Origin of the sequence: Domibacillus sp. DTU_2020_1001157_1_SI_ALB_TIR_016 (assembly GCF_032341995.1) — a bacterium.
Lineage (GTDB): Bacteria > Bacillota > Bacilli > Bacillales > Domibacillaceae > Domibacillus > Domibacillus indicus_A.
In genome coordinates, this window is record NZ_CP135438.1 from 1,395,834 (window position 1) to 1,416,682 (window position 20,849).

Below are 20,849 nucleotides of genomic sequence, written 5' to 3' on the forward strand. Positions count from 1 at the left end.
ACTTTGTTCTTAGGATATATACTAAATGAATTTAATCCAGATCTATTTTCACTTTAATCGGTGTGAAAATAGCCTTCAGACAAAAGGAAGGAAAATAATATCCTTCCTCTTCCTTATTTTACATGCTTTAAACGTCAGTCATAAAGTATGATTTGTGCTTAAAAAAAGGATGTGATACAGTATGGTCGAGACTTATTAAAGACGTTTAATAAGCGGAAGAAAAAAGAGAGGTGAGGATCATGAACGAGATGTTTGCCACTCCAAAATCCATGAAAAAGGTGATTCTTTACCGCATTCGTAAAGCCTTATTGGAGATGGGAGGAGCGACCAAAGCAGAACTCAGCGAAAAGTTAAACATTAGTTTTCCGACCATCAGCAAGTTTCTCACGCAGATGGAAAAAGACGGAGAGCTGAAGCTGCTTGGCCTTGATGATTCGAGCGGCGGCCGTAGAGCGAAACGGTATGCATACAATCCTGAATTCCGACTTGGTTTAGCCATTTTTCTGGAGAGGGAAGAAACCCACTATACGATCTTCAATTGCCTGGGCGAGATCAAGAAACAAGGAAAAGCAGGCAGTGTTTTAGCAGGAGGTTTACCGATGCTGACCGTCTGCATAGAAGACATCATGCGCCAGTATTCCAACATACGCGCGATTGCCATTGGCGTACCTGGCTCGGTGGAAAATGGCCGCGTTTTTTTTATACCGGGCTATGAACAGTTTCAGCAGGTTGACTTAAAAGAATACTATGAAACGCACTTTTCTATGCCTGTTGTGGTTGAGAATGATATGAACGCAGCGGTCCTCGGTTACCAACGGGAGAAGACTACGCAAACCAATTCATCATTTATTTATTTGTATTTTGGACAAAACGGCCCAGGGGCTGGCATTTTGGTGAATGGGAATATTGTACGTGGAAGCACATTTTTCTCCGGAGAAGTTTCCTTCGTACCGCAATACGATCACCGAAACTTTCAGGAAGCATTGGGAACCAAGCGTTCTTCCGGTTATAGCGGTCAGCAGATAGATGCTATTAGCCGCCTGGTGGCTGCGTTTGTTTCCATCCTTAACCCCCGTGCCATTATATTTTGCGAAGAAGAAGCCGATAAAGCTTTGATGGAACAGATTTTGGCTCAAACTGCAAAGTACGTTCCGGTGGAGCACCTTCCGGAATTGATTGTGAGTGACTTGAAGCAGGATTATCTATATGGATTGCAAAGTCTGGGGCTGGACTTAATCATCAATGAAACAGGGCTGCCTTCTACGTAATAATAAACGCTTTTACAGGAAATGAATCATCCTCATGACTTACTTTTGATAGGAACTGTTTTGGGATGAAAATAGAAAAAGAAAAAATGCTGGCTGGAGAGCTCTACAAAGCATAGGATCAAGAATTAAGGAAAGAACGGACCCATGCACGAAGACTCACGTGGTTATTTAACGAAACCATTGAAACAGATAGAGATACTCGGAGAGAACTGTTAAAAGAGCTATTAAGCTCAACAGGTAAAGAGTTGCACATAGAGCCATCATTTCGCTGTGACTGCGGCTGCAATATTTATGTAGGCGGGAATTTCTATGCAATTTCCACTGTATCTTTTTAGATGTCTGTGAAATCCAGATTAGTGACATTTGACCGCCCCTGGAGTGCACACTTATCCGGCAGCTCATCCTAATGGTGGTCGCATCAGAAGCTGCTGTAACCAGAGATGTACCAGATAATGTTGTCATAGGTGAGAATCCAGCAAGAATGATTAAGACAAGCGAATCTTCAATGGAAAGTGCCCTTATGAGAAAGGAGAAAATATAATGGACAGCCTGATGATATTGTTAGAAGAATTTAACCACAAAGACATAAACAAAGGACTTAAATGGTTTTCGCCTCCCCAGCATTGGAGTCATGATTCCGAAAGTGCCGCTTTCATGATCAGAACGGACAAGCAAACGGACTTTTGGCAGAAGACGCATTATGGATTCGAAGCTGATAATGGGCATTTTTTCTACTATGATGTAAACGAAGACTTTCGGTTAACGACAAAAGTACATTCAAAACCCAAAAATCGATATGACCAGGCCGGCTTAATGGTGAGATTCTCCAAAGATACATGGGTAAAAACGTCTGTTGAGTATATACCGGGCGGAAAGAGTAAATTAGGGGCTGTGGTTACAAAGCAAGGATATTCTGATTGGTCCAGTCAGGCCTTTTCCCAAGAAAACTTTTCTCTTTACTACAGAATCACAAAAAAAGAAAACAACTTTTACGTTGAGTACTCAGTGGATGGTGATGTCTGGACTCAAATCAGAATGACCCATTTACCCAAAGCAACCTACGTCCAGGCTGGCATTTATGCCTGCAGCCCTCAGGGAGAAGGATACGAGGCAGCATTTGACTTTATAAAAATTGAAAAAGTCCATGATCAGACAACAGTATACGAGTAATGGAGAGTATCCAGCTACTCATTAGGCACAAGGGAAGAGGTGAAAAAAGTGAAGATTGAACATGTATTTTGACGGAATATCCAACGAAAAGTACGTGAATCAGGCTAAAGGATTTGAGTCCTATTTTATTTCCTTTGGAATGGGCAATGCAAGGCTCGAGATTATGCGTAAAACAGGGATCAATCAACTTCAGGCTGAAAATATGACTGGGTGGGCCCATGTGGCATTTTCAGTAGGAAGCAAAGAACCGGTAAATTATAAAACGGAGCAACTTCGGGATGCTGGCTATGAGGTAGCCGGAAACCCGCGTGTTACCGGCAATGGCTACTATGAAAGTGTTATTAAAGATCTAGAAGGAAACCTTGTTGAAATTACGGTCTAAAAAAGTTGGTCATATAATTTACAAGCTTTTAACGAACCAAAGCCTTCTTTTTTTAAAGAAGGCTTTTACTGTTTTAGGTCAATTTTTACGTAATGGTTTGAGAAGCCAAACCATTACGTAAAAATTATCCAGAAAAGAAGTATGTTAGATTTTCTGCCATATTTTTATTTTGGAAATTTGAATCATGTAAGATGGAAGGAAGGGAGGAACGTGTTTATGCTACACATGCAAATGCTTCAGAACCAATCAATTCAATTAAAAATTTCACCAGAGCTGTCACAAGCGATCTCTATGCTGCAGTATTCAGCAGAAGAGCTTCTGTCTTTCTTGCAAGAAAAAGCGGAAGAAAATCCGTTAATCGAAATCGACGAGCTTATAGATTATTCCTTCCTGCCCAGTCATCCTTCTTCTAATACCCAAGCTGATCCTTTGGAGTTTATCGCCGCAGAGGACATACATTTAACAGACTACTTATTAGAGCAGCTGCTTTTTTTTGATTTATCTCCTGACGAAAAGCGCTTAACGACTTATCTCATTCAGTGCCTTGATGAGAACGGTTATCTTCAGGAAGATGAAAATGAAATGGCTCTTCGCCTTCACACAACGCAGTCAGAAGTAGAAAGATGTCTCGAGCTTATTCAAAGTTTGGAGCCAGCTGGGGTGGGAGCACGCAATTTGCAGGAGTGTTTACTTCTCCAGCTTGAGAACATACATATGCACACGCCTCTTGCTGAACACATTCTTTCCACTCACTTTGAAGATTTTGCTTATCGAAAATGGTCCAAGCTTGCAAGGCTTTTAGAAGTCGATATCAAGCAAATTCAGCACCTTCATGAAACGATTTTAACATTAGATCCAAAGCCTGGCCTTTCTTATTCAAACCAAGGGATCCCAGCTGTGATACCGGATTATACCGTTCAGTTTCAGAACGGAAAGTTATTCGTGACAAAGAACGGACAGGGCAATTGGAATATCAGCTTAAACAAAGCGTATGAAACTATGTTACGTCAAAACAAAAAGACAGAAGAAGGTTCTTATTTACGGGAAAAGTATAAAGAATTTCAATGGATTCAAAATGGGCTAAATACTCGAAATACTACTATACATAACGTTGTACTCAGCTTAGCAGACTGTCAAAAAAGTTTTTTTCAAAAAGGACCTGAATATTTAAAGCCCCTTACAATGAAAGAGCTCGCCGCTTACTTAAATGTTCATCAATCTACCATCAGCCGGGCGGTTAGAAATAAATATGTCCACACACCCTTTGGCGTATTTGAATTGAGGTCTTTTTTTACAGGTAGCACTCAGGCGGTTAACCAGGAGGAAGTATCATCAAATCGAGTAAAGCTGTTTATTAAACAAATCGTCGAAACAGAAAATAAATACAATCCGCTGTCCGATCAGCAGATTGCGGCTATGCTGAAGCTGAAACATGAAATAAATATTTCGAGAAGAACAGTAGCCAAGTACCGCGATGAGTTAAGAATTTTGTCTTCTTCCAAACGAAAGCAGTTTTCGGCAAGTGGAGCTATTTAATAGATCTCTAAAGAAAAACACGACAAGACCCAGCTTGTCGTGTTTTTTGCTTTTTAGTTGTAAGTGAAAAGCGTAGTTTAAAGAAGCATCTTTCTATCAGCTGACAACTGAATCTCCTGCTGCTCTTTTTCAATCGCCTGGTTTTTCTTGATCTTCAGGTGGTAGATCGCATAGCAGGCCAGCATAAATGGAACCCCGCAGTAAAGGGCAAGCCGCTGATCTGGATTAAATGCCATGCTGACGAGGACAGCGCAGTTCAGCACAAGGCCCAGCAGCGGGAAAAACGGATAAAGAGGGGCTTTGAATTTCAAGTCTGCTACATTGCCGCCTTCCCGGACATATTTCCTGCGAAACGCAATCTGGGAAGCGGTGATAGAAATCCAGCCGACCTGGGCGCCGAGCCCGGCAATAGAAAGCAGCCAGAGAAAAACCGTTTCTTCTGCAAAAAAGCCGGATAACAGCGATAGAAGGGCGATGCCAAGCGTCAAAATAAGCGAGTTCATCGGAATGCCTTTTTTGTTTACTCTTGCCAGGGCAGGAGCAGCCATGCCTTCTTTCGAAAGCGAGTACAGCATGCGGGAAGCCGCATACAGGCCCGAGTTTCCAACCGATAAAAGAGCCGTCAAAATAACAAAGTTCATAATATCAGCCGCATACGGAATACCGATGCTGTCGAGCACCAACACAAACGGGCTTTCCGTTACACCTGCCTGGTCCGAAGGAATTAAGCCGGCCAGGACAAAAATCGATAAGACAAAGAATACAAGGGTGCGCCACACCGACTGTTTGATCGACTTCGGAATCGTTTTTTCCGGGTTTTCACTTTCCCCAGCCGCAATCCCGATTAATTCAGTTCCCTGAAACGAGAAGTTAACTGCAATCATCGTAATCAGCAGGGCAGTGACGCCGTGTGGAAGCAGGCCGTCCGAAGCATAATTCGAGAAAAAGGGTGCTTCCTGGCCGCCTTTCATGTCAATCAGTCCAAACATCGCCGCGCCGCCGAGAATAATAAACAAAAGGATTGCCACAATTTTAATGCCGGAGAACCAGAATTCCGCTTCCCCAAATGCCTTGGCCGATAGGGCGTTGAGTGAGAAGAGCAGAACGGCAAACACCGCACACCAAATCCATGTCGGTGTATCAGGAAACCATCTGCCCATCAGCTGTCCGGCAGCCAGAAACTCCAGGGCAACCGTAACGGCCCAGCCGAGCCAGTACGTCCAGCCGAGAGCAAAGCCTACGCCGGGTCCGATAAATTTCGTTGTATAGGTTTGAAAAGAGCCGGATACCGGCATGGCCACTGCCAGTTCCCCGAGGCAGACCATCGTTAAATACATGACAAAGCCGCCGACTAAAAACGCTAAAATGGCTCCTCCGGCCCCGGCTTGATTAATCGTATAACCCGATCCGAGGAACAATCCAGAGCCGATGACCCCTCCGAGTGAGATCATAAATAAATGCCTGGTTTTCATGGTTCGTTTCAACTCTTGTTGATGATGTTCCTTCATGTATTCTCCTCCTATTTTGAGTAAATTGCTTTCCTGCCTTTTATACTGCAATTCTGATGCCAGACAAATATTTTCATTTTTCTAAAAAAATCGATGATTTTTTCCTTTTTCAAGAAAAAAACGCCAATATTTTTGGCGGATGTTATAAAAAAATCTTTGCAGGCCAGTTGCCTGGAAAGATTAATGGCCTCAAATAATAGATAAAGCAAAGCGGTGCAGCCCGCCAGGCACTTAAGAGGTAAAGCAGCTCAGTAAAAGAAAAGCAACTTCTGTAGGATTGGCATGAAGATTGCATTCTAAAAGGTACGATTCATTTTGATGGAGGTGAACAGCACTAAAGAGCAGGGGAGGGGATAAAAGTTCCCCAATAAAAAGAATGGAAGCCGCTAATGAAAGAAGAACACTGTTCAAGTAATGACTAAAAAGTGAAAGGCGGCTCATCCGCTTATAAAGAAAGGGCGATTAGGATGTGGAATATTACAGTTTTTCTGCCAAACAAGATTTGTATGTATGAGTTTGAAACAAAACAGGAAGCAGAGGAGATGTATCAAAAGATCCATAAAGGCTCTAAAATCATTTCCGAAATCATCTGCATGCAAGAACGTAAAACAGTCGTTTCAGTTTGAATGTAAAGAAGAACGATTCATTTTTTCTGTTCTTTTAACAGAGAAAAACAGACTTTTTCATAGGTTAAACAAGCCGGCTCGTTTCCTTTATTTAATGAATCTGTGAAAGAGGTAGAAACAATGAAAAATTATTTGATAGAAATAACGCTTATTATAATAGGTTCGTTCTTTTTTGCAGCTGGTGTTAATTTTTTTGCTATTCCAAATGAGCTGGGGGAAGGCGGCATTACTGGCATTTCTATGATCTTATATTATCTTTTTGAATGGTCTCCCGGCCTTACCACTCTTTTATTTAATGCTGTGCTTCTCGCTGCAGGATACAAGTTACTGGAAAAAAGAGTCATCCTTTACACGATTCTTTCGATCCTGTTTACGTCCTTTTTTCTTCATTGGATTACAGGGATAGAAATGGTTTTTGATGAAAGCATTTTAGGAACCATTTTTGCCGGCGTATTTATTGGAATAGGGATCGGCCTTGTCCTGCGGGGAGGCGGCACAACAGGCGGATCGACCATTCTGGCCAAGTTTGCCAATCAGTATTTCGGCTGGGGCATGAGCACGGCCCTGCTTATTTTTGATTCCATCGTTGTTTTTTCATCCTATTTTGTGATAGGCATTGAAAATACGATGTTCACGATTCTGTCTATTTATATCAGCACAAAAGTAATTGATTACATTATTGATGGGCTGAATATGCGAAAAGCGGTCACGGTTATCTCGAAAAAAGCTCCTCAGATTGCAGGGCAAATTAATGAGGAACTCGATAGGGGAGTTACAATTTTGCCGGCACGGGGCCACTTTACGCAGGAGTCCAGGGAAATCTTGTATATTGTCATCAATAAGCAGGAGCTGTTTAAATTTAAAAAGATCGTTCATCACATTGATCCAAAAGCGTTTGTTGTGATTCACGATGTACGGGATGTGTTTGGGGAAGGATTTAGTTATCCAAAGTCTGCATTAAAACAGAGTATGTAGCACGACATAAAGAAAATGTTTCTCTTGAAAAAAGCACCTTTAACGGTGTTTTTTTCTTTTTAAGAGAAGCAGAACGTAAAATGTAGGTTAAATGACACAATTAACAAGCAGGAATATCCATGCTATATTCTTATAAACTACGAAATACGGTATACGTAAGTTAAAAATTTGTAAATAAAGAAATTAAAAATAGATACTTTATTCCTAGTGAGCTACAATGAATACTGGTATAGTATTTTTGCAGCTGGAGGATAGACAATGTATAAAAGTAAAGAGTTACAGGAGTTTTTGCTGGTAAAAGCCCGTCAATTAACAGAGGAATGATATCATTCTTTAGATAAAAGCAATCCTTCAGGAGTTTACAGCAATACAGATCCTCAAGCTGTCCGCATTTTAAAGGAGCAAAACTACGAGTTTCATTTGCACTTTTGCCAGGTGTTTGTCCAGGAGGAATTCACCTTCCTTCAGGAAATCGAGGAATGGGTGTTAAAGGTGGCTTCAGATGAACATCACTTATCCACGCCGATTCATTTTATTGTGAGGGAATTTTTTAGAACGCGTGATCAGTATCTTCAATTCGTTCAACATTTTGTATCAAAGAACAAAGGAAGCTATTCACGGGAAATCATCGAGATGTGGAATCAGAAAATTATGAGCACAATTGATGAAATCGTCACTTCGTATATCGAAACATACCATGAATTCTGCTCCAAAAGACTGCAAAGCCAGCAGGAAATGCTCAATGAATTAAGCTCGCCAGTCATCAGCCTTAGCCGGAACGCAGCACTTCTTCCATTAGTGGGGGATATTGACACGACAAGATCTAAATATATTCTTGAGAGGACACTTAAACAATGCTACACAAAAAATATAGACCAGCTTCTTATTGATTTATCGGGTGTAGTGGTAGTTGATACGATGGTTGCCCAGCAGCTGTTTCAGCTGGTAGAAGCATTGGAGCTGATTGGAGTCAAAACATCTTTATCTGGTATCCGTCCGGAAAAAGCACAGACAGCTGCTCAGCTCGGTATAGCTTTTGACAACGTTTCTATTGCAGTCAATTTATCAAGCGCACTACCCACTCTCCATTTGTAACATTTTACTTTTATGTATATATAAGTTATCATGTGGTTTGTTCCCATCATCAAGTCTAACTCAGTCACGCTAGCGTGGAATGACTGGGTTTTTTTGTTTTAATAGCAGGAATGGGATAAAGCAGTTCCATGCAGATCTTTTTTGTTTCTATGGAAATTGATCTTTAACGGGTACTGTAACCTCAACACAGAAACAACATAAGGAACCGACCGAAACGATGACACAAAGAAAGAGGAGGAAACAAAACGTGCTGGGTGATTCAAGATAAAAGCAATTATCTGCAAATACCAACAGCTATAAAAAGAAATAAAGATGATTAATTAAAAGGAATGACTGTTTGTGACTTATACAAAAGACGATTTACAAGTCCTGGCGAAAAAACATGCTCGTTACTTTAACTCGGTAGCGGAATGGAACGAATTTGCGGTTCAAATGGAACTGCCTAAAGCCCGCACATTTATTTATACATACGGAACGTGGAACCGGGCGAAAAAAGAAATATTTTCAGATGCCTCCCACATTCACTATTCAGGTAAAGCTGCTAGCGACAGAAAAAAAGAACTGGTCGATATTGCGATTCAGCATGCGGAACATTTTGAAAAAATAAAGGATTGGAACAAGCATGCAGAAGAGATGGACCTTCCATACAGCAGATGCTATATTTACTTGTTCGGCAGCTGGAACAAAGCAAAAGAAGCGATTTTTGGGCATCAAAAAAAGAAAAACGGTGTACTGGTGGAGAAAAAGCAATTGATTCAAAGTGCCCGCATACATATAGATGCGTTTACAGATATACAAAGCTGGAATCAATATGCCGAAGAGAGAGACCTTCCGAAAGCCCACCATTATATTCACCACTTTGGAAGCTGGAATGAAGCAAAGTTAGCAATCTTTCGTAGTACAGAAGAGGTTGAGTACAATCCTGTTCGGCGTTATGAAAAAAAAGAGCTGAAAAAACTAGCACAGGACCATGCTCATCATTTCACGACAAAAAAAGACTGGGATGACTATGCGAAAGAACGGGAGCTTCCTCGCTCTGAAACGTTTGCCAATCATTTTGGCGGCTGGAACGAAGCAAAAAAGCTGATTTTCAAAGAGAAGGCCCGAATTAGGCGAAGAAGACCTAAAAAACCCGATCCTGAAAAAGCTTATTCCATGACTTAAGCGCGGCAGTAAGAGAACACACAAAAATAAAACCCTCTGTCCGGTTATCAAACAGAGGGTTTTGTGCGTTTGTTTAAAGGTATATGCCCATCCGCACGATATTTTTATTCTTTTATAACAAAAGCATCCTTGCTTTCTATACCAGTTGCAGACACGGACTTTACACTATATGTGTAGGTTCTGTCCGAACGCGCTGATTTATCCAAAAATACGGTTTTGCCCTTTGTATTGTATACGACATCTACAATATTACGTGCATCCTCATAAGATCCTAGTGTTTTGCCTGCAAAACGATAAATCACGTATTTACGCGGCTGTTTGCTGGCCTGGTCCTGAATCACGATTTTTCTGCCTGCTGCTTCTTTCTTTACTTGTACGGATGTCGGCTTTACAGGCTGCGATGCATCTTTCCAGGAGAACGCCGGCGTAAGGGAAGGGTACTTATACAGCTGCTGTTTTACAATCGTTGCATAGCCAAGTGAATTTTTCTTCCAGCTTTTCAGCGAAAAGTGCATTTGCCCTTTTGTCATTCGGTCTGCCCGGTTAGAAACAATTTGATTGGGCAGCTCCATTTTGTTTTTCCATGCCGGATCAGAATCCTGTCCAACTTTATAATCGGCTACTCCGATATACAAGTTTACCGGATGTGTTTTTGCATATACTTTTACTTCATTGCTCCACCAGTTAAGAAGCGTCCCGTATTTAGCAGCAGCTAATTTTTTCGACCAATAAATTTGCGGCGTAATGTAATCGACTGTTCCTTCTTTGATCCATGTACGCGTATCCGCATATAAATCATCATAATTATTTACGCCAGCTTTTGTGGCACTTCCTGTTTTATCGATCGATTGATTGCGCCAGACACCAAACGGTGAAATACCGAACTGGACATATGGTTTTGTCGTTTTAATCGTAGAATAAATCTTTTTAACAAGCTGATTCACGTTATTTCTGCGCCAGTCTTCTATTTTCTTAAAGGACTTTCCATACTTTTTAAAAGCAGCCTGGTCTGGAAAGGTTTCATTTTTAATTTTATATGGATAAAAGTAGTCATCCATATGGATGGCATCCACATCATAATTCTGCACCAGCTCTTTGACAGACGATACGAGATAGTCTTGTACTTCCGGAAGGCCGGGATTTAAATAGTACTGCTTGCCATATTTTACGACCCAGCCAGGGTGTTTGCGTGCCGCGTTTTGAGATGACAAGTTTTTCAGCGTTTCACCTGGCATCGTCACCCGGTACGGGTTAATCCACGCATGAAGCTCCATTCCGCGGCTGTGAGCTTCCGTAATCATAATTTGCAGCGGGTCATAGCCCGGGCTTGTCCCTTGCTTTTTCCCTGTGATATACGCTGACCAAGGAGCCAGCTTAGAAGAGTACCAGGCATCACTGGTCGGCTTTACCTGAAAAATAACTGTATTAAATTTGTTAGCTTTCAAGCTGTCTAATGTCTGCCGGGCCCAAGTTGTATACTGCGTTTTATTCATTCCTGCTTTTACATCGCTGTTTTGAACAGATGCAATCCATACCGCCCGCATTTCTCTTTTTGGTGGTGCAGACTCCGCTGCATGAGAAAGCGACGGGATGAGAGACATACATAAAACAAATGTTAATATCCACACGAGCCAGCTGCATTTTTTCATTCTCACATTTTTCTTTCTATCTTTAAACAACATTATTCTAACTTGTTCCTCCATCCATCCTTTTTTTAGTGTTATCGACAAATTCTTTGGAAAATGAAGTATTTTTTTAAAATAATGTTGGTGAATAAGCTTCTTTTTCACCTCAAAAGTTCCACTACACAGTTATTTTTAGTTTTTTGTGTTTATTTTTTATAGATAAACCGATTTTGCACCAAATCACTAAAACTACATACAAGAAATACCGATAGAAGAGATAGATTACAAAAATAGGGCGTGATACCCATAAATTGAACGGGGGCGCAGTTATGATTTACACAGAACAGCAAATGTCTAAAAGCTATGCCAATCAAGATCAACAGCTGAAAAAAGAAGAAGATGTAGAACAATTAATTGCCCAAAATATTATTCGACGGAGAAAAAAGCTTGGTCTTACGCAAAAGCAGATGGCCGATCAGCTGAATACCCAGCAAAGTGTCGTATCGAGAATTGAAACAGGAAACCATAATTTAACCATTGCGAACCTGAAAGGAATTGCCCAGGTTCTCGAGACAGATGTCAGCTCCTTGGTGGCAAGGGGAACAGGACTGACGCACAAACGATACAAACTTGTTAAAAGGTAAAAAGCCGAGTTGGTAATGGAGGATAGAACAAAAAATAAGTGAATGTTTTTTCCTTACTTTCTTTGAAAACCAAGGCAGCCTTTCCTATAAGATGATATAATAAAAGAACAATAGAACAGGTTTTCTCAATGGTGGTCAGCAAAATCCCCTTTATAGAAAGGGGGTGGCGCTGTGACAACTTTCGAATCACTTATGTTTGCAGTTAGTTTTGCAAGCCTCGTTGTAGCGATTTTGTCATTTAACCAAAAAAAATAATCCACCATTGAGTTGAGCGCTCTGGTGGATTATCCCCTTAGACTGCTGACTCCCCATAAGGGAAGCCTGCTATTGGTAGGCCGATTTGATGTTACCAGCATCGAATCGGCTTTTTTAATATAGCTGTTTGTTACCTTCAGTATACACGATCTTTTGAGAAAAGAGAAATGGAATACGCTTTTCTTTTGGGGCACAGACAAAATACAGTACTATTGCTGTAACAACCAACATAAAGGGTCCATACAGCTATTAATTATTAAAATCTGCTCTTTTTTAGATTAAATTAGCACTTTGCTTGCAAGTGCGGAAGTATACATAAATACAGATAGGTTATAAGGGAGGGGAACGGTATACATAAGATCTTTATTAGAAATATCATTTTATTATCCTTGTTTGTGTCTCTTCTTCTTTTGATTCAGCTTGACCATTATTGGAGTATTGGTCTATGGGCCGCTGTTGCTATCCTCTTTTATATCGCGTTTGATCACCTGATGAAGAGGTTTATCATCACAACCCTTTTATTTGGAATCGGTTTTTTTGCGTATTTAACTGCTGCTTCTTATGGAGATGCACAGTTTCAATCAAGGGAGCTCCAGCTGTTTTTCAACCGAGGATCATTGGTTTTCATTTTGATCCCCTTATTTTGTTATTCTTTCTTTACGCATTCTCCTTTTATAAAATATACAAAAAAACCAAAGTGGCAGGAATTGATTCATTTTCCGTTTATCTGGTCAGGGTTTCACCAGACAAGCGTTAAAGTCTTTCTTATGATCGCCTTAGTTATCAATACAGCTTCTCTGGTACCTTTTATTCTTCGAAATGGCTGGACTTATTTTGAAGAAATCTGGCTGCTTATGACCATCTTTTCTATTACAAACTCTCTGCTTGAAGAACTCATCTGGAGAGGGGCGCTGCTGAGCCGCTTTTCAGAACAACTAGGCGAACAATGGGCCGTGATCATCACGAGTATAGGATTTGGCTTGCAGCACTACTCTCTTGGCATCCCTTGGGCAGTATGTATCGCTTTTTCTATCGGCGGCGTGTTTTATGGAGGCATTACCGTTAAATCAGGAAGCATGATTCCTGCAATGGTTTGGCATTTTGTTTTAAATATATTGATGGTTTCAAGTGGTTTCATTCTAAATTAGGGAGCGCTTAAGATCTTATCTCGATGATCTCTGAGCCAACAAGGTTAACATACAGTAACTTCATAAAAATTAGTTTAGTACACGTATTTTAAAGGAGAAGTATCATGAACGTGGCTGCTGCTATTGATAAACTACAAAAAAGGTGTATTTACCTACAAGGAAAGAATGTCTCATTTCACATCCATTCTTGGGGGGCACATCCCAATCACCCAGATAACCCACTTCACAAACACTCCTTTTTTGAGATCTGTTATGTATTTGACGGAACAGGTCTTTATGTCGAAGACGGTCAAAGCTATCCTCTGCAAAAAGGCGTGTTCTTCTGTTCACGCCCGGAAAAACTGCATAGAATTCATAAAGGAAAAAACCTTTCGCTTTTCTGGATTGGTTTTGAAGTAGATTTGTCGTCTTCAACAGAAAAAGGAGTTTCTCTTTTTAAAAAGCTTTCCGAAACGAATAATATCCTTATTCAGGATGCTGAAGATTCGCCGGCGTCTCTCTTATTAATAACATTAATGAAGCACGGAAGCACATCCTGCTCAACCGACGTTTTGAACGCCCTTAGTCATTCTTTGTTACTTTCACTTCAGACGTTGTTTTGCGGAGCGGAGGAGGAAGAGAACGAGAGCGATATGAGTCATGAAACAAAAGGCCGGATGCTGGTCAACCAGGCTCAGTTATTTATTAGAGACAATTTAAACAGGCCTCTTTCAATAAAAGATGTAGCGCAATATCTGCATATATCAACCCGGCACCTATCCCGCTTATTTACTCACCATTTAGGGGTATCCTATACGGCTTTTATACGCCAAGAACGCGTTGACGCGGCAGCAGAGATGCTTCGGATGACGAACCTGGATATTAAAATAATTTCGGAGCAATACTGTTTTTCATCAGTCCATTATTTTACTCGTGTGTTTCAAGAAGAAACGGGTTTAACCCCGGGAAAATATAGAAAACAAGCAAGCCTCTAAGAACCCTTTAGAGGTCTTTTTTTATTCTTCATGTCCTTACATTATAAAAATTTAGTCTTTTTAGGACAAATACTTTGTAAGCGATTTTCATTATACTCAATTTAAGTTAAGCACTTAACCATTCAAGAAAAGGAGGGGAACTTTAGAAATACTACCTTTACATCCAAGGTACATAATGGAAAGGTAGTTGGAGGATTTTTCTGTCTTCCAAATGCAAACAAGACAGGCTGCTGCCTGATGCATAAACAGATGATTACATACGTTGATGGATCTGAAAATAAGCCAGAGCAAATTCTTAGGTGAAAGAGCATCTACTACAACGCATCCCATGGAGGTGGTTACACATGAGTAATCAAGTAATGAAGAAATCCATCAATCACAAAATGTATTTGCAAATTATTATGGTTTCCGCAACATTTGGAGGGCTTCTTTTCGGATATGACACAGGTGTGATCAATGGTGCTTTACCGTTTATGGAAAGGCCTGATCAGCTTAATCTAACACCGGTTACAGAAGGGCTTGTCACGAGTTCACTCCTGTTAGGAGCAGCATTTGGCGCCCTGATATGCGGAAGATTAGCAGATCGCTATGGACGCCGGAAAATGATCCTCAATTTATCCTTTTTATTCTTATTGGCATCGCTTGGCACTGCATTTGCTCCCAATGTTTCCATCATGGTTGTCTTTCGATTTTTACTGGGTCTTGCTGTTGGAGGAGCTTCCTCTATGGTCCCGGCCTTTTTAGCAGAAATGGCACCTCATGAAAAAAGGGGCCGAATGGTGACGATGAACGAATTTATGATTGTGGGCGGGCAGCTGCTGGCCTACGTCTTTAATGCCATTCTTGGTGTCACTATGGCGGATACTGGCCATGTTTGGCGGTATATGCTTGTTCTTTGTGCTATTCCAGCTTTAATCTTATTTGTTAGTATGCTCGTTGTACCAGAGAGTCCGCGGTGGCTGGCTTCAAAAGGAAAAAATACGGAAGCGCTGCGTGTTCTTAAGCAAATACGAGATGAGAAACGAGCGAAAGCGGAATTTCAAGAAATTGAAGCAGCCGTAAAAAAAGATTCAGAGCTTGAAAAAGCCTCTTTAAAAGACTTTTCTGCTCCATGGCTGCGCCGTATTTTGCTTATTGGGATTGGTATTGCCATGGTGAATCAAATTACAGGTGTTAACTCCATCATGTACTACGGAACGCAAATTCTTGAAGAATCAGGCTTCGGCACGAAAGCGGCCTTAATCGCAAACATTGCAAATGGACTTATTTCAGTCATCGCAGTCGTAGTCGGTATTTGGCTGGTTGGAAAGGTGAACCGGCGCCCCATGTTGATCATTGGTTTATCTGGAACCACAACCGCTCTTTTTCTGATTGCCATCTTCTCTATGGTACTCGATGGATCTGCTGCACTTCCGTATATTGTACTTTCTTTAACCGTTCTGTTCCTTGCATTTATGCAGGGCTGTGTGGGACCGGTGACATGGTTAGTCATTGCAGAAATCTTCCCGCAAAGGTTAAGAGGTCTTGGTTCTGGTATAAGCATCTTTTTCCTCTGGATTATCAACTTTGTGATTGGTTTTGCTTTTCCGGTATTGCTAAGCTCTGTCGGTTTATCGGCTACATTCTTTGTTTTCGTAGCTCTAGGTTTATTAGGAATTGGGTTCGTATATAAATTTATGCCGGAGACAAATGGGCGTACACTTGAAGAGCTGGAAGAACATTTCCGCTCACAATCTAATAAAGGTGATAAAAGGGATTCAATTGTTAAGGCAAGATAATAATAACTGTCTATTTTAAAAAGATAATTGAAAGCGCTTCTAATTATAGAGATCTTTTCATTAGGAACGAGTAAGAGGAGGGTTTTAACATGGGAGTTAAAATTGCAGGAGCGCCGTGCTGCTGGGGAGTGGATGATCCAAAAAATCCATATCTTCCGCCATGGGAACGAGTGTTATATGAAGCATCACAAGCAGGCTACAAAGGCATTGAACTTGGTCCATACGGATATATTCCAATGGATATTAAGCGGGTACGGGCAGAGCTATCTAAAAACGATTTAAACATCATTGCGGGGACCATTTTTAATGATTTGGTATCACCCTCTAACTTAGAGAGCTTATTGCACCAGGTAGACGATATCTGTTCCCTGATTACCAAACTTCCATTGTCACCCCCAGAAGAAGGACAGAAATTTCCGACTCCTTATCTGGTGATCATTGACTGGGGACATGAGGAAAGGGATTATAAGGCAGGCAAGCCGGATGAAGCACAGCGACTATCTTCAGATGCCTGGACTACAATGATAACACATATACGGGCACTTGCCGATCGCGCCTGGACAAAATATGGCGTCCGTTCTGTGATTCATCCTCATGCGGGCGGCTACATTGAATTTGAAGATGAAATTAAACAGTTATTAGAAGATATACCTTATGAGACAGCCGGCCTTTGCCTGGATACGGGTCATCTTTATTACTCTAAAATGAACCCATACCAGTGGATTCAAGGCTATGCAGACCGCTTAGACTACATTCATTTTAAAGATATTAACCTCGACATTTACAACGAAGTGATGGGTGAGCATATCCGTTTCTTTGAAGCATGCGCCAAAGGCGTGATGTGCCCGATTGGACAAGGCATCATTGATTACAATTCCATCCATAAGCTGTTAAAAGAAATTGGCTACCAGGGTTATATCACGATTGAGCAGGAACGGGATCCCCGCAATGCAGATACAAGTCTGCGGGATGTGAAACAAAGTGTCGACTATTTAAAAAGCGTAGGTTATTAACGAAAACATAGAAAAAGGGGAGCATGGCAAATGATTAACGGTGAAAAAGTAATTCAACAACCAATCCGCTGGGCGATGGTAGGAGGCGGGCGTGGAAGTCAAATCGGTTATATCCACCGCTCAGCTGCATTGCGTGATCACAACTTCGAACTTGTTGCGGGCGCTTTTGATATTGATGCAGAACGCGGCAAAGACTTTGGGGTGAATCTGCACGTTTCTCCAGAGCGCTGCTATCCTGACTATAAAACAATGTTTGAAGAAGAAGCAAAACGTGAGGATGGCATTCAAGCGGTTTCTATCGCTACGCCAAACGGCACGCATTATGCGATCTCTAAAGCAGCCCTGGAAGCAGGCCTGCATGTGATCTGTGAAAAGCCGCTCTGCTTCACGACGGAAGAAGCACTGGAGCTTGAAATGTTAGCCAAAGCACAGAATCGCGTTGTCGGGATTACATACGGTTATTCCGGCCACCAAATGATCGAGCAGGCGCGCCAGTTAATCGCAAACGGTGAGTTAGGCGAAATCAGAATTGTGAATATGCAGTTTGCCCACGGCTTTCATTCGGGAGAAGTGGAAGAGCAAAATGCCAGCACAAAATGGCGTGTCGATCCTAAAATGGCAGGGCCGAGCTATGTACTCGGAGATTTAGGAACACATCCGCTATTCTTGTCAGAAGTGATGCTGCCAAACATGAAAATCAAAAAGTTAATGTGCACACGTCAGAGCTTTGTTAAAAGCCGTGCGCCGCTTGAAGATAATGCTTACACGATCATGGAATATGAAAATGGGGCAGTGGGTACAGTCTGGTCTTCCGCTGTGAATGCAGGCTCTATGCACGGACAAAAAATACGGGTGATTGGTTCTAAAGCAAGTATTGAATGGTGGGATGAACAGCCGAACCAGCTTCGTTTCGAAGTCCAGGGGCAGCCTGTACAGATTTTAGAACGCGGAATGGACTACCTGTATCCACAAGCATTAGCAGACGATCGGATTGGCGGCGGCCATCCTGAAGGGTTATTTGAAGCATGGTCGAACCTTTATACTCGTTTTGCTAAAGCAATGGCAGCACTGGACAGCGGAGAAGAGATGAATGACGTTTGGTATCCAGGAATTGAAGCGGGTGTAGAAGGCGTTCGCTGGGTAGAGAACTGTGTGCGCTCTGCTGATAATGGTTCTGTCTGGGTTGACTACCAGCATGAATTAAGCCCATCCAAATAAGAAGAGCGAATAAAAAGCTGCCTAACAGTAGAATGAGACTTTAGGCAGCTTTTTTGCTGCTATTTTTGGAAACAGAACTGAATAATTTTGCATAAAAGGGGATAATTATTCATTTTTGCGTAAAATATTTATTTAGCACAAAGTTTGACCAATTTTGACCTTTAATCCAAAAGGACAGAACACGGCTTTCAAGATAAAAGAAAGCGAACAGCATAGCCTACGGGCGGCACATTGACTCGAAAGTCTTTTATGAATCATTGTAGAGAACTGGCTGAACACGATTTTGGTACAAAATAATTCTTGTTTCTTCAGAAAAATAATCCTTGATTTTAAAATGAGCATCCAGCGATCTGATTTATGAAATCATGTTTGGATCAAGTTTTCTGTTTGTCTTTTTACGAACAAACGTTTCATTAAAGAGGATTGTTAAAATGACATGAACATGCTTAAAAGCTGATTTTTTAGGATTTCTGAAGGATTTTATGCAGGATTTACGGAACGCAGCTGGCTGAATGTGAATAGCTAATGCGTAAATCATCCAAAGTAAAATCATTTAGCTCAAATAATTAAAAATATTTGCATGAAAAGCTGAATTTACCAAACGGATTGGGTATAATGAATATATACTATCTTTTCTTAAAAATTGAATTTTACGCAAAGTTGAAATTGATCGAAAGAGGTTTAAAAAATGGCTAATACACGTCAGCATCAATTGCACGAAAAAAAATTAGAAGAATTAATGATTATCATGCCGTTTTACGTGGTGGAATATGTGGACCAGAAACTGGGCAGCCGGTCTCCTTCTACTCTTTTAAATTATGTGCACGATTATAAGCTGTTTTTTGAATGGCTCATTGCAGAAGGCATCACCGACGTCAAAGAAATAAAAGATATACCCATGACCGTACTCGAAAACCTTAAATTGGTAGAAGCACAAGGATTTATCCGCTTTCTGGAACGACGTGATATCCAGGTAAATAAACAGGATACAAAAAAAGCGGAAAAAGTATCGATTAATCGTAAAATCTCGGCACTTCGCTCTCTTTTTAAGTATTTAACGACGCAAACAGAAAATGAAGACGGCGAACCTTACTTTCACCGTAATGTCATGCTGAAAATTGAAGTCACCAAAGTAAAAGAAACGCTAAATGCCCGCGCTGCGCGTATTGCAACGAAAATCTTTCACCAGGATGACGATATTCGTTTCCTGGAATTCCTGAAGAACGACTATGAACAGGAACTGCCTGCAGATTCTCGTAAAGTTGTTTATTTTAAGCGGGATAAAGAACGGGATATTGCCATTCTTTCGCTTTTCCTCGGAAGCGGCATCCGGGTAAACGAGCTGTCTAATCTCCGCCTGCGGGACATGGACTTTGAAATGGGCCAAATCAGCGTTCTGCGTAAAGGAAATAAGCGGGACATTGTCGCAGTCATTCCCCAGGCAATGGATGACGTAAAAGCTTATCTCGCAATCCGTAACGAGCGGTATAACGCAACTGGTGAAGATTATGAGTTCGTTTTTTTAACAAAAGTTAAAAATGAACCGCAGCCTCTCTCCAACCGGACCATTGAAGCCCTGGTGAAAAAGTATACGAAAGCATTTATGTCCAATAAATCGATGTCACCGCACAAACTGCGCCATACGTTTGGTACAAATTTGATGGAAGAAACAAATGACATTCATCTGCTTATGATGCAGCTTGGCCACAGTACGACTTCGACCGCTGCGCTTTATACAAACCCTGAACAGGAAAAAGCACGTAAAGCGCTGAAAGAGTTAGGAGAAAAACGTAAAGAGCGTTAAATGTTGAATAAATAAGTGGAAGATTCGACATTGAGGTCTAGGAATGGAACGTACCCGCATTCCGAAGGAGCCCCCCGCCTCGGCAGCTTTACAGGCGGGCTCCCGCATATTTTGCTTCTAATTGAAGTAAATACTGCTTTAACTCCAGGCCGCCTCTGTAGCCGGTCAATGCCCCGTTTTTTCCGATCACCCGGTGGCATGGAATGGTAATCAGCACGGGGTTTGCGCCAATCGCGGCTCCTACTGCCCGGACAGCAGCCGGCTTTCCAGCAAGCTCGGCAATATCCGAATACGAATAGGTTTCTCCATAAGGAATCTGCTTGAGCGCCTCCCATATTTGCAGCTGAAAAGGTGTTCCCCTTACATCAACAGGCAAATGAAAAGTGCGGCTCGTTCCGTCAAAATAAGCATACAGCTCGTCCTTGTAAGGATTTAACGCACTGCGATCTTCTATAAGAACAGCCGCTGGGAACCGTTTATTCACCCATGTTTCGAGCTCTTCGAACGTCTGTCCCGGTGACCCTACATAACAAAGCCCTTTCTCTGTTTTGGCTATATAAAGCGATCCATGTTCATAGTCGACTGTGGACCACTGGATCGCTTCTGCTTTCTTGTTCATTTTTCCCCGCCTCCTTTATCCCTATTATACAGGTAAACGAAAAACAA

18 protein-coding genes and 1 pseudogene are annotated in these 20,849 nt (G+C 41.4%); 16 read left to right on the plus strand and 3 right to left on the minus strand.

What is annotated here, in order from left to right; all coding sequences use genetic code 11:
• Positions 1-239: 239 nt before the first annotated feature.
• The 5 genes and pseudogenes from RRU94_RS06550 to rpoN all read left to right on the plus strand — a co-directional run bounded on the left by RRU94_RS06550 (position 240) and on the right by rpoN (position 4,356).
• Positions 240-1,268, plus strand: coding sequence for an ROK family transcriptional regulator (locus tag RRU94_RS06550; protein ID WP_315690982.1), 1,029 nt, complete (start codon positions 240-242; stop codon positions 1,266-1,268).
• Between the two features lie 65 nt (positions 1,269-1,333).
• Positions 1,334-1,809, plus strand: a pseudogene (locus tag RRU94_RS06555) (maltose acetyltransferase domain-containing protein).
• Positions 1,809-2,438, plus strand: a complete 630-nt coding sequence (locus RRU94_RS06560; RefSeq protein ID WP_315690983.1) for a DUF1349 domain-containing protein — start codon at positions 1,809-1,811, stop codon at positions 2,436-2,438. Before RRU94_RS06555 ends, RRU94_RS06560 begins: the two are co-directional and overlap by 1 nt.
• A gap of 61 nt (positions 2,439-2,499) precedes the next feature.
• Positions 2,500-2,820, plus strand: coding sequence for a VOC family protein (locus RRU94_RS06565; protein WP_315690984.1), 321 nt, complete (start codon positions 2,500-2,502; stop codon positions 2,818-2,820).
• Positions 2,821-3,036: 216 nt separating this feature from the next.
• Positions 3,037-4,356, plus strand: coding sequence for an RNA polymerase factor sigma-54 (rpoN, locus tag RRU94_RS06570; protein ID WP_315690985.1), 1,320 nt, complete (start codon positions 3,037-3,039; stop codon positions 4,354-4,356).
• Between the two features lie 77 nt (positions 4,357-4,433).
• Here rpoN and RRU94_RS06575 read toward each other — a convergent pair whose 3' ends face one another.
• Positions 4,434-5,864 carry an amino acid permease gene (locus RRU94_RS06575; RefSeq protein WP_315690986.1) on the minus strand — a complete coding sequence of 477 codons (1,431 nt, stop codon included), beginning with the start codon at positions 5,862-5,864 and terminating at the stop codon, positions 4,434-4,436.
• 467 nt (positions 5,865-6,331) lie between these two features.
• Here RRU94_RS06575 and RRU94_RS06580 point away from each other — a divergent pair, with 467 nt between their 5' ends.
• The 4 genes from RRU94_RS06580 to RRU94_RS06595 all read left to right on the plus strand — a co-directional run bounded on the left by RRU94_RS06580 (position 6,332) and on the right by RRU94_RS06595 (position 9,724).
• Entirely contained in the window at positions 6,332-6,490 is a 159-nt protein-coding gene (locus RRU94_RS06580; RefSeq protein ID WP_315690987.1) for a hypothetical protein, read from the plus strand.
• Between the two features lie 120 nt (positions 6,491-6,610).
• Complete coding sequence (locus tag RRU94_RS06585; protein ID WP_315690988.1) at positions 6,611-7,465, plus strand: YitT family protein; 855 nt, start codon at positions 6,611-6,613, stop codon at positions 7,463-7,465.
• Between the two features lie 492 nt (positions 7,466-7,957).
• A complete protein-coding gene (locus RRU94_RS06590) occupies positions 7,958-8,560 on the plus strand; it encodes an STAS domain-containing protein (protein WP_315690989.1) in 603 nt (200 codons plus the stop codon).
• Positions 8,561-8,899: 339 nt separating this feature from the next.
• A complete protein-coding gene (locus RRU94_RS06595; protein WP_315690990.1) occupies positions 8,900-9,724 on the plus strand; it encodes a hypothetical protein in 825 nt (274 codons plus the stop codon).
• Between the two features lie 104 nt (positions 9,725-9,828).
• Here RRU94_RS06595 and RRU94_RS06600 read toward each other — a convergent pair whose 3' ends face one another.
• Positions 9,829-11,406 (minus strand): glycoside hydrolase family 10-like protein, encoded by a 1,578-nt coding sequence (locus RRU94_RS06600; RefSeq protein ID WP_410492933.1) that lies wholly within the window; start codon positions 11,404-11,406, stop codon positions 9,829-9,831.
• 272 nt (positions 11,407-11,678) lie between these two features.
• Between RRU94_RS06600 and RRU94_RS06605 the strand changes: the two genes are divergently transcribed.
• From RRU94_RS06605 to xerS, 7 genes are all read left to right on the plus strand, one after another.
• A complete protein-coding gene (locus RRU94_RS06605) occupies positions 11,679-11,993 on the plus strand; it encodes a helix-turn-helix domain-containing protein (RefSeq protein WP_315690991.1) in 315 nt (104 codons plus the stop codon).
• A gap of 665 nt (positions 11,994-12,658) precedes the next feature.
• Positions 12,659-13,396 (plus strand): CPBP family intramembrane glutamic endopeptidase, encoded by a 738-nt coding sequence (locus tag RRU94_RS06610; RefSeq protein WP_315690992.1) that lies wholly within the window; start codon positions 12,659-12,661, stop codon positions 13,394-13,396.
• Positions 13,397-13,506: 110 nt separating this feature from the next.
• Complete coding sequence (locus RRU94_RS06615) at positions 13,507-14,370, plus strand: AraC family transcriptional regulator (RefSeq protein WP_315690993.1); 864 nt, start codon at positions 13,507-13,509, stop codon at positions 14,368-14,370.
• Positions 14,371-14,729: 359 nt separating this feature from the next.
• Complete coding sequence (locus tag RRU94_RS06620) at positions 14,730-16,148, plus strand: sugar porter family MFS transporter (protein ID WP_315691962.1); 1,419 nt, start codon at positions 14,730-14,732, stop codon at positions 16,146-16,148.
• An 89-nt stretch (positions 16,149-16,237) separates the two neighbouring features.
• Entirely contained in the window at positions 16,238-17,161 is a 924-nt protein-coding gene (locus tag RRU94_RS06625; RefSeq protein WP_315690994.1) for a sugar phosphate isomerase/epimerase family protein, read from the plus strand.
• Between the two features lie 30 nt (positions 17,162-17,191).
• Entirely contained in the window at positions 17,192-18,379 is a 1,188-nt protein-coding gene (locus RRU94_RS06630; protein WP_315690995.1) for a Gfo/Idh/MocA family protein, read from the plus strand.
• A gap of 688 nt (positions 18,380-19,067) precedes the next feature.
• Entirely contained in the window at positions 19,068-20,183 is a 1,116-nt protein-coding gene (xerS, locus tag RRU94_RS06635) for a tyrosine recombinase XerS (protein WP_315690996.1), read from the plus strand.
• Positions 20,184-20,271: 88 nt separating this feature from the next.
• Here the strand turns inward: xerS and RRU94_RS06640 are convergent, their stop codons facing one another.
• Complete coding sequence (locus tag RRU94_RS06640) at positions 20,272-20,802, minus strand: methylated-DNA--[protein]-cysteine S-methyltransferase (protein WP_315690997.1); 531 nt, start codon at positions 20,800-20,802, stop codon at positions 20,272-20,274.
• Positions 20,803-20,849 lie beyond the last annotated feature (47 nt).

Coding starts and splice junctions, on each gene's coding strand:
- RRU94_RS06560 (WP_315690983.1), top strand. CDS start 1,809: ATGGACAGCCTGATGATATTGTTAGAAGAATTTAACCACAAAGACATA.
- rpoN (WP_315690985.1), top strand. CDS start 3,037: ATGCTACACATGCAAATGCTTCAGAACCAATCAATTCAATTAAAAATT.
- RRU94_RS06605 (WP_315690991.1), top strand. CDS start 11,679: ATGATTTACACAGAACAGCAAATGTCTAAAAGCTATGCCAATCAAGAT.
- RRU94_RS06620 (WP_315691962.1), top strand. CDS start 14,730: ATGAAGAAATCCATCAATCACAAAATGTATTTGCAAATTATTATGGTT.
- RRU94_RS06550 (WP_315690982.1), top strand. CDS start 240: ATGAACGAGATGTTTGCCACTCCAAAATCCATGAAAAAGGTGATTCTT.
- RRU94_RS06575 (WP_315690986.1), bottom strand. CDS start 5,864: ATGAAGGAACATCATCAACAAGAGTTGAAACGAACCATGAAAACCAGG.
- RRU94_RS06600 (WP_410492933.1), bottom strand. CDS start 11,406: ATGTTGTTTAAAGATAGAAAGAAAAATGTGAGAATGAAAAAATGCAGC.
- RRU94_RS06625 (WP_315690994.1), top strand. CDS start 16,238: ATGGGAGTTAAAATTGCAGGAGCGCCGTGCTGCTGGGGAGTGGATGAT.
- xerS (WP_315690996.1), top strand. CDS start 19,068: ATGGCTAATACACGTCAGCATCAATTGCACGAAAAAAAATTAGAAGAA.
- RRU94_RS06640 (WP_315690997.1), bottom strand. CDS start 20,802: ATGAACAAGAAAGCAGAAGCGATCCAGTGGTCCACAGTCGACTATGAA.
- RRU94_RS06630 (WP_315690995.1), top strand. CDS start 17,192: ATGATTAACGGTGAAAAAGTAATTCAACAACCAATCCGCTGGGCGATG.
- RRU94_RS06580 (WP_315690987.1), top strand. CDS start 6,332: ATGTGGAATATTACAGTTTTTCTGCCAAACAAGATTTGTATGTATGAG.
- RRU94_RS06585 (WP_315690988.1), top strand. CDS start 6,611: ATGAAAAATTATTTGATAGAAATAACGCTTATTATAATAGGTTCGTTC.
- RRU94_RS06565 (WP_315690984.1), top strand. CDS start 2,500: ATGTATTTTGACGGAATATCCAACGAAAAGTACGTGAATCAGGCTAAA.